This window comes from Nocardioides sp., from assembly GCF_030655615.1.
Taxonomy (GTDB): Bacteria; Actinomycetota; Actinomycetes; order Propionibacteriales; family Nocardioidaceae; genus Nocardioides.
In genome coordinates this window covers 1-8,915 of sequence record NZ_JAURVJ010000082.1, presented here as the reverse complement: position 1 = coordinate 8,915, position 8,915 = coordinate 1, and the positions used below count along the sequence as shown (strand labels likewise).

6 protein-coding genes and 1 pseudogene are annotated in these 8,915 nt (G+C 72.4%); 3 read left to right on the top strand and 4 right to left on the bottom strand.

Annotation, left to right across the window (positions count from 1 at the left end; translation table 11 throughout):
• Positions 1-2,377, bottom strand: a 2,377-nt coding sequence (locus tag Q7T52_RS06885; protein ID WP_304800726.1) for a DNA topoisomerase (ATP-hydrolyzing) subunit A, incomplete at its 3' end; no start/stop codon positions are given.
• Between the two features lie 115 nt (positions 2,378-2,492).
• Here Q7T52_RS06885 and Q7T52_RS06880 point away from each other — a divergent pair.
• A complete protein-coding gene (locus tag Q7T52_RS06880) occupies positions 2,493-5,210 on the top strand; it encodes a GNAT family N-acetyltransferase (protein WP_304800724.1) in 2,718 nt (905 codons plus the stop codon).
• Positions 5,211-5,246: 36 nt separating this feature from the next.
• On the opposite strand, the gene Q7T52_RS06875 is transcribed toward Q7T52_RS06880, so the two are convergent.
• Positions 5,247-5,666 (bottom strand): PPOX class F420-dependent oxidoreductase, encoded by a 420-nt coding sequence (locus Q7T52_RS06875; protein WP_304800722.1) that lies wholly within the window; start codon positions 5,664-5,666, stop codon positions 5,247-5,249.
• 112 nt (positions 5,667-5,778) lie between these two features.
• Here Q7T52_RS06875 and Q7T52_RS06870 point away from each other — a divergent pair, with 112 nt between their 5' ends.
• Both Q7T52_RS06870 and Q7T52_RS06865 read left to right on the top strand, forming a co-directional pair.
• Positions 5,779-6,369: a DUF5998 family protein gene (locus Q7T52_RS06870; RefSeq protein ID WP_370692303.1), complete on the top strand. Its 591-nt coding sequence runs from the start codon at positions 5,779-5,781 to the stop codon at positions 6,367-6,369.
• Positions 6,370-6,376: 7 nt separating this feature from the next.
• Positions 6,377-7,495, top strand: coding sequence for an alkaline phosphatase family protein (locus tag Q7T52_RS06865; protein WP_304800720.1), 1,119 nt, complete (start codon positions 6,377-6,379; stop codon positions 7,493-7,495).
• 982 nt (positions 7,496-8,477) lie between these two features.
• On the opposite strand, the gene Q7T52_RS06860 is transcribed toward Q7T52_RS06865, so the two are convergent.
• Together Q7T52_RS06860 and Q7T52_RS20625 are read right to left on the bottom strand one after the other, a co-directional pair.
• Positions 8,478-8,807 carry an HNH endonuclease signature motif containing protein gene (locus tag Q7T52_RS06860; protein WP_370692304.1) on the bottom strand — a complete coding sequence of 110 codons (330 nt, stop codon included), beginning with the start codon at positions 8,805-8,807 and terminating at the stop codon, positions 8,478-8,480.
• A gap of 9 nt (positions 8,808-8,816) precedes the next feature.
• Positions 8,817-8,915: pseudogene (locus Q7T52_RS20625) on the bottom strand (hypothetical protein); the annotation flags it as partial.

Below are 8,915 nucleotides of genomic sequence, written 5' to 3'. Positions count from 1 at the left end.
CCGCGGGCAGGTCGACGGGGGCCCCGCTGGCCGCCGCGCCGCGGGCCGGGGCGGTGCCCGCCCAGGCCAGCACCAGGGTGTCCTCGCCCTTGAGGAAGCGGTGGCAGCGGACGCCGCCGGTGGCGCGACCCTTGGTGGGGTACTCGCTGAACGGCGTCACCTTGAGCGACCCCGGCTCGGTGCCGGGCAGGGCGCTGGACGCCCCGGAGGCCGTCACGACCACGGAGCCGTCGGGGGCGTCGGGGTCGACGGCGCCGAACCAGCTCACCGTCTCGCCCGCGCCGAGCTTGATGCCGGCCATGCCGCCGCCGGAGCGGCCCTGCGGCCGGACCAGCGAGGCGGGGAAGTGCAGGAGTTGGGCGACGCTGCTGATGAAGCACAGCGTCTCCTCGCCGGTGGTGAGCTCGACCGCGCCGACGACCTCGTCGCCGTCCTTGAGACCGATGACCTCCCACTCGTCGCGGTTGAGCACCTCGGGGTTGACCCGCTTGACCACGCCGTCGCGGGTGCCGAGCGCGAGGCCGGGACCGTCGGCGGCGAGCGTGCAAAGCGCGAGCGCGCGCTCGCCGGACGCGAGCTGCAGCATCTCGCTGATGGGAAGGCCGCCCGACAGGTTGGGGTCGTTGGCGCTCGGGGGGAGCGTCGGCAGGTCGAGCACGCCGAGGCGCAGCAGCCGGCCGGCCGAGGTGAGCACGCCGATCTCGCCGCGCGCCGTGGTCGCCACGGCCGAGACCACCACGTCGTGGCTGGCCCGCCCGTCGCCGGCGCCCACGGCCTCGGCCGAGCTGGTGCGGGCCAGGAGGCCGCTCGACGACATCAGGGCGAAGCACGGGTCGTCGGCCACCTCGAGGGCCGCGGCCGTGGCCGCGACGGGGGTGCCGGCCGACTCGAGCAGGACCGTGCGGCGCGGGGTGCCGAAGGTCTTGGCGACCTCGCTGAGCTCGTCGGAGACCACCTTGCGCAGCAGGGTGTCGTCGCCCAGGATCGCGTCGAGCGCCTCGATGGTCTGCTCGAGCTCGGTCTTCTCCTTGTCGAGCTCGAGCTTGGAGAACTTCGTCAGCCGGCGCAGCCGCATCTCGAGGATGTAGTCGGCCTGGGCGTCGTCGAGGTCGAAGACCTCGATGAGGCGCGTGCGCGCCTCCTCGGCGGTCTCGCTCGACCGGATCAGCTGGATGACCTCGTCGATGTCGAGGATCGCGACGAGCAGGCCCTCGACGAGGTGGAGGCGCTCGGCGGCCTTGGCCCGGCGGAACGCCGTACGGCGGCGTACGACGTCGTAGCGGTGCCCGAGGAAGACCTCGAGCATCTCCTTGAGCCCGAGGGTGCGGGGCTGGCCGTCGACGAGCGCGACGTTGTTGATGCCGAAGGAGTCCTCCATCGGCGTCAGGCGGTAGAGCTGCTCGAGCAGTGCCTCGGGGACGAAGCCGTTCTTGACCTCGATGACCAGCCGGAGGCCGTGGCTGCGGTCGGTGAGGTCCTTGATGTCGGCGATGCCCTGCAGCTTCTTGCCCTGGACCAGGGTCTTGATGCGCTCGACGACCTTCTCGGTGCCGACGGTGTAGGGCAGCTCGGTGACGACGATGCCCTTGCGGCGTCCGATCGTCTCGATGCGCGCCGTGGCCCGCATCCGGAACGAGCCGCGTCCGGTCGCGTAGGCGTCGCGGACCCCGTCGAGGCCGACGATCTTGCCGCCGGTGGGCAGGTCGGGCCCGGGGACGAACCGCATCAGGTCGTCGATGGTCGCCTTCGGGTGCTTGATCAGGTGCTTGCACGCCTGGACGACCTCGACGAGGTTGTGCGGCGCGCAGTTGGTGGCCATGCCGACCGCGATGCCGGTCGTGCCGTTGACCACCAGGTTGGGGATCGCGGCGGGCAGCACCGACGGCTCCTGCTCGCGGCCGTCGTAGTTGGGCTTGAAGTCGACGGTGTCCTCGTCGATGTCGGCCGTCATCGCCACCGCGGGCGGGGCCATCCGGCACTCGGTGTATCTCATGGCCGCCGGCGGGTCGTCCGGAGACCCGAAGTTTCCGTGGCCGTCGACCAGCGTGAGCCGCATCGACCAGTGCTGGGCGGTGCGGACGAGGGCGTCGTAGATGGCGCCGTCGCCGTGGGGGTGGAGCCGGCCCATGACCTCGCCGACGACCCGGGCGCTCTTGACGTGGCCGCGGTCGGGACGCAGGCCCATGTCGTTCATCGTGTAGAGGATGCGGCGCTGCACCGGCTTGAGCCCGTCGCGCGCGTCGGGGAGCGCGCGCGAGTAGATGACGGAGTAGGCGTACTCGAGGAACGAGTTGCGCATCTCCTCGCCCACGTCGATGTCGAGGATGTGCTCCTCGAAGTCGTCGGGCAGGTCCTGCTTCGTCTTGCCACGTGCCATGCGGTCATTCTCGCGGGTGCCACCGACAGCCGGACGGGGGCACGCCGGTGCGGCCGGTGCGACTGTTCACGTGACGGGGCCCATGGCGTCCGGCGTACCCCGGTAGCCTGTCGTCGTGACCGCGGACCCCCACCAGGAAGCCTCCGCGCCGCCCGCACCCCCGCGCCACTGGCAGGCCGACGTCCTGCTGCGTGACGGGCGCACCGCGCACATCCGGCCGATCCGGCCCGACGACGCCGAGCTGCTGGTCACGTTCTACTCCCGCGTGAGCGACCGGTCGAAGTACTACCGGTTCTTCTCGCCGATGCCGACGCTGTCCGACCGCGACGTGGCGCGCTTCACCCAGGTCGACCACGACCAGCGGGTCGCGCTGGTCCTGATCCTGCAGGGGCAGATGATCGCCGTCGGCCGCTACGACGTGGTCGGCGAGGCCGAGGCCGAGGTCGCATTCCTCGTCGAGGACCAGCACCACGGCCGGGGGATCGCCCAGCTCCTGCTCGAGCACCTCGCCCAGGCGGCGCGCGAGCGGGGGATCGAGCGGTTCACCGCCGAGGTCCTCCCCGACAACTCCCGGATGATCCACACGTTCCGCGACGCCGGCTACCGGGTGGTGAGCGGCTACGAGGACGGCGTCCTGAGCCTCGAGTTCCCCATCGACCCGACCGACACCTCGATCGGCGTCATGCGCGGGCGCGAGCACCGCGCCGAGGCCGCGTCGATCGAGCGCTTCTTCAACCCCCGCTCGATCGCGATCATCGGCGCCAGCCGCCGCCAGGACACGATCGGCCAGGCGCTGGTGCGCAACCTGGTCACCGGCGACTTCACCGGCCGGGTCTACGCCGTCAACCCCAGCGCGGCGGCCGTGTCCGGCCTCCCGGCGTTCAAGACCGTGGGCGACATCCCCGACGACGTCGACGTCGCCATCGTCGCGGTCCCGGCCGACTCGGTGACCGACGTCGTGCTCGACTGCGCGGCCAAGGGCGTGCACGGGATGATCGTGATCTCCAGCGGCTTCGCCGAGACCGGCGAGGAGGGACGGCAGCGGCAGCGCCACCTGGTCGGCCTCTCACGGTCCTACGGGCTTCGGCTGATCGGCCCCAACTGCCTCGGGGTCATCAACACCGACCCGGCCGTCTCGGTCAACGCCAGCCTGTCGCCCGTGATGCCGCCGCGCGGCCGTGCCGCGTTCTTCTGCCAGTCCGGCGCCCTGGGCTCAGCGATCCTCGAGAAGGTCCGCAACCGGGGCCTCGGCCTGACCACGTTCGTCTCGGCCGGCAACCGTGCCGACGTCTCCGGCAACGACCTCCTGCAGTACTGGGAGGAGGACGACGCCACCGAGGTCGTGCTCCTCTACCTCGAGTCGATCGGTAACCCCCGCAAGTTCTCCCGCATCGCCCGTCGGGTCTCCCTGCGCAAGCCGATCATCGCGGTGCGCTCCGGGCGCACCACGCAGGGCGTGCCGATGGGCCACGCCGTACGCCGGATCGCGGCTCCGCCCGAGGCGCTCGACGCGATGTTCAAGCAGGCCGGGATCGTGCAGGTCGACACGCTGGAAGAGATGTTCGACGTCGCCCAGCTGCTCGCCCACCAGCCGCTGCCGCGCGGGCGCCGCGTCGCGATCGTCGGCAACTCCGACGCCCTCGGCCTGCTCGCCGCCGACGCCGCGGCCGCCGTCGGCCTGATGGTGACCCGCTCGGCGATGCTCAACGCCGAGCCCTCGGCCGAGGACTTCGAGGACGCGCTCGACGACGTGATCGACGACCCCGAGGTCGACACGGTCATCGCGGTCTACATCCCGCCGCTCAACGTCTCGGGCGAGGACGTCGCCAACGTGCTGGCCGCGGTGGGGGAGCAGTCCGACAAGCCGTTGGTCTCGTCGTTCCTGGGCGCCGAGGGCGTGCCGGAGCTGCTGCGGGTGCCCGACGTGACCGGCGCCTCGGCCGGTCGAGGCTCGGTGCCGTCCTACCCGGCGGTCGAGGCCGCCGTACGCGCCCTGGCCAGCGTCGTCGACTACGCCGTGTGGCTCCGCACCCCCGACGGTGCGCCGCCCGACCCGGCCGAGGTCGACTCGCTGACGGCGCAGCGCGTGGTCAACCAGGTGCTGTCCGACCGGCCCGCGGGCGCCGAGCTGACCCGTGCCCAGGTCTCCGAGCTGCTCGCGGCCTACGGCATCGAGCTGTGGGACTCCACGCCCGTCGCGACCCTGCGGCAGGCGCAGTCGGCCGGCAAGAAGCTCGGTTGGGACGTCGTCCTCAAGGCGACCGCCGAGGGCCTGCGCGAGCGGCCCGACCTCGCCCACGTCTGGCGCAACATCTACTCGACCGCCGAGATGCGCAACGCCTGGGAGGCGCTGACTGAGCTGGTTCGCGACCCGGCCGGGGCCGACTTCGTGGTCCAGAAGAACTCCCCGCCCGGCGTCCCCGTCGCCATCCGCAGCATGGAGGACCCCCTCTTCGGGCCCGTCGTGTCGTTCGGGATCTCGGGGCCGATCATCGACCTGCTCGCCGACCGCTCCTACCGCATCCCGCCACTGGGCGCCCGCGACGTCGCGACCATGGTGCGCGAGGTCAAGAGCTCGCCCATCCTCTTCGGCTACCGCGGCGCCGAGCCGGTCGACATCGAGTCCGTCGAGCGGCTCATCAGCCGGGTCGCCCAGATGCAGAACGACCTGCCGCAGCTCAGCTCGCTCGAGCTGTCGCTCGTCCTCGCCGGCGCCGGGGGTACGACGGTGCTCACCGCGGCCGGGCGGGTGGCCCCCGTGGGCGAGCCGCGCTCGGACCTGTTCGTGCGGCGGATGACCGACCACCCGGGCGGCGACACCCTGCCGGAGTGACCCGCGCTCTGCCGTCCACGCCACCTGGTCGACGACTCACGCCCAGGGACCGACCCCGCCCACCCGGCGTACGCGGTAACGGATGGTCCAGCCGGGCGATCGCGGGGCCGGGAACGTGTCGTCCGGGGACTGGTAGACCTTGGTCAGCTGGTCGAGGAGGTCCCACGTGTCGTCGCGGGGCTCGACCGTCGCGTGCGCGTGGAGGACGGCGTAGGGGTTGAGGGTGACGCCGTGGTCGCGAGGTCCGAGGAAGGACAGCACGACGCGGGGGTCGCGCTCGACGTTGCGGACCTTGGCGTAGTGGCCGAGGTGGCCGCTGACGAGGTCGCCGCCGTCGAGGCCGATCCAGATCACGCTGACCTGGGGGCTGCCGTCGGCGTTGATCGTGGTGAGGTGGGTGAGGGGCCCCGACCCGATGAGGGCACGGAGCTCGGGGGACAGCACGGTGTCGGTCATGGCCACCAGCCTGCCGCGTCGTGCGCGCGGTGGGAACGCGTGCGGCCGGACGGGTCCGCGGTGCCGTCCACTGGGGTCGGCAGCGTCCTGGTCGCGTGACAGACTGGCCGACGTGCCACGCCTGCCCCGACAGCTCGACGACCTCGACCACGCCCGCGACCTGCGCAAGGCGATCGACCGGACCGGCTACTACCCCGAGGTCGTCGCCGACGCCGTCGACGGCGCCGTGGCCGGCGAGCAGGTGGTGTCGTTCTACGTGCACCACGAGCCGACCTTCGAGAACGACGAGGTACGCCGCCACCAGAGCGTCGTCGTGCTGACCCCGTCGCGGCTGATCCTGGCCCACACCGACGAGCACGCCGGCGACGACCTGCTCCCCGAGCCCTACACGTCCACCTCGACCGAGGCAGTCAGCCTGACGTCGGTCAAGTCGGTCGTCGTGACCCGGATGACCGCCAACCCGACCAAGGGCCCGCAGCCGCCGGCCGAGGCCGTGATGACGATCGGCTGGGGCGGCGTCGCCCGCCTCGACCTCGAGCCCGCCGGCTGCAGCGACCCCGAGTGCGACGCCGACCACGGCTACACCGGGGTGCTCGCCTCCGACGACTTCTCCCTGCGGGTCTCGACCGCCGCCGACGGTGGCGACGCCGTCGGTGGCCTGCTGTCGTTCGCCGCGTCCCTCTCGGCCCGAACCCAGCACTGACCGCCCGGTGGACTTCGTCGAGCCGGCCTACGGCCGCCGGTCGCTGGCCGACGTCATCCCGGCCGTCGCGCGTGCCCTCGGGGCCCGCGTCGGCACCCCGCCCTCGGGCCTGGAGCTGCCCGACGCGGCGTCGTACGTCGTCTTCCTCGTCGACGGTCTCGGGGCCCGCCTGCTCGAGCGGCACGCCCACGCGGCGCCGTACCTCTCCGGGTTGCTGGCCTCGTCCGGCGGTCCCGGCACCGCCGGTGTCCCGTCGACGACCGCGACCAGCCTGACCTCGCTCGGCACCGGGCTGACCCCCGGCGCGCACGGGCTCGTCGGGTTCACCGCGCGCATCCCCGGCACGGACCAGCTCCTCAACCACCTGTTCTGGGACGCCGACGTCGACCCGCTCGAGTGGCAGCCCCACCCGACGGCCTTCGCCACGCTGGCCGGCGCCGGGGTGTCGGTGACCGTGGTCAACAAGCGGGAGTTCCGCGGGTCGGGGCTGACCGTCGCGTCGAGCCGCGGCGGCGACTACGTCGGGGCCGACAAGGTCGGCGAGCGGATCGCCGCGGCCGTCACCGCCTCGGTCACCCGCCCGTCCCTGACCTACCTCTACGACAGCGACCTCGACTGGACCGGTCACCGCTGGGGGGTCTCCTCGAGCCAGTGGCTGCAGCAGCTCGCCATGGTCGACGCCGAGGCCGAGCAGCTCCGCGAGGCGCTGCCCGCCGACACGCGGCTGGTGGTCGTCGCCGACCACGGCATGGTCGACTCGCCCGAGGAGAGCCGGATCGACGTCGACGAGCACGCCGACCTCCTCGACGGGGTCGCCCTGCTCGGTGGCGAGGCGCGCTTCCGTCACCTCTACTGCCGCAGCGGCGCCGTCGACGACGTGCTCACCGCCTGGACCACGGTCCTCGGCGACCGCGCGACCGTCCTCACCCGCGGCGACGCCGTGCGCCGGGGCTGGTTCGGCCCGGTCGACGCCCGCGTCCTGCCCCGCCTCGGCGACGTGCTCGTCGCCTGCGACGGCGACCTGGGGATCTTCTCCACCGATCGCTTCGCCTACGAGAAGACCCTGATCGGCCTGCACGGCTCCCTCACCCCCGATGAGATGCTGATCCCGGTGCTGGTGGACTGACGCCGTCTCCGCCCCCACCACACGGTGGTCGAGCGCAGGGACGAAGTCACCGCGTGTCGAGATCTCCGTGGCCGGTACGCCGGACCGGGCCACACGGTCGTCGAGCCTCGGCTAGACGCAGGACCGGGTCGGGTGGGTCGGCTGCGGGGATCTCGACACGCCGGGCCGTAGCCGGCCCGTCGGCTCGATCACTGTGGGGACACGCTGACCCGTCGCGTTTGTGCGACGGGTCAGTGGTACCTCAGGGCTCCCGGGCCCGCCCCCACGGTGGTCGAGCCGCGGGGACGAAGTCACCGCGAGTCGAGACCTCCGCAGGTGACGTATCCAGGCTGACCACATGGAGGTGGAGGGGCCGGTCAGCCGTAGCGACGGGGTCGGGTTGGGTGGGTCGGTTGCGGGGATCTCGACACGCCGGGCCGTAGCCGGCCCGTCGGCTCGATCACTACGAGGACATGCTGACCCCGTCGCGTTTGTGCTCCCAGGCCGACCACACGGTGGTCGAGCCGCGGGGACGAAGTCACCGCGCGTCGAGACCTCCGCAGGTGACGTACCCATGCCGGCCACACGGTGGTCGCGGAGGCCGGACATCCGCAGCGACGGCGTTGGGCGGGTGGGTCGGCTGCGGGGATCTCGACACGCCGGGCCGTAGCCGGCCCGTCGGCTCGATCACCGTGGGGACATGCTGATCCGTCGCGTATGTGCGACGGGTCAGTGGTACGTCGAGGCACCCAGGCGACCACACGGTGGTCGAGCCGCGGGGACGAAGTCACCGCGTGTCGAGACCTCCGCAGACGGTAAGTCAATCCGCCCGCGGCGGTCGCTCTGCTGCTCAGCCCCAGCGACGGGCTCGGGTCGGGTGGGTCGGTTGCGGGGATCTCGACACGCCGGGCCGTAGCCGGCCCGTCGGCTCGATCACCGTGTGGGTGCTCTGGGCGTGCCGGCGGCACCCGTCCTCCTAGCGGCGGACGGGGCGGTGGGGCGTTCAGGGTCGTCGTCGGCGTCGGTCGACGAGGTAGGTGATGCCGGTGGGGCTGGTCCACTCGTAGAGCCCGGGTTCGAGGACTCGGTAGGACCAGTGGCCGTGGGTCTTGGCGCGGTGGTGCCGGCGGCACAGCATCGCGAGGTTCTCGACGCTGGTGGGGCCGTCTGCGTCGAAGGGGACGATGTGGTCGAGGTCGACGTGGCGGCGGTGGCAGCCCGGGAACACACACGTCCCGTCCCTGAGGCGGACTTGTTCGCGGATGGCCTCGGTCGGGCGGTAGGCCTCGGTCGCCGGGTTGGTGTTGAGGTCGATGACCGGCTTGACCGTCACCTTCGTGCCGGCTTCGGAGCGGGCGGTGCGCAGGTGTTCCAGCAGGGTGTCGGGGCTGTGCACCAGGCGCATGCCGCGACCGCCGCCGCCGGCGCTTGCCTTGATCAT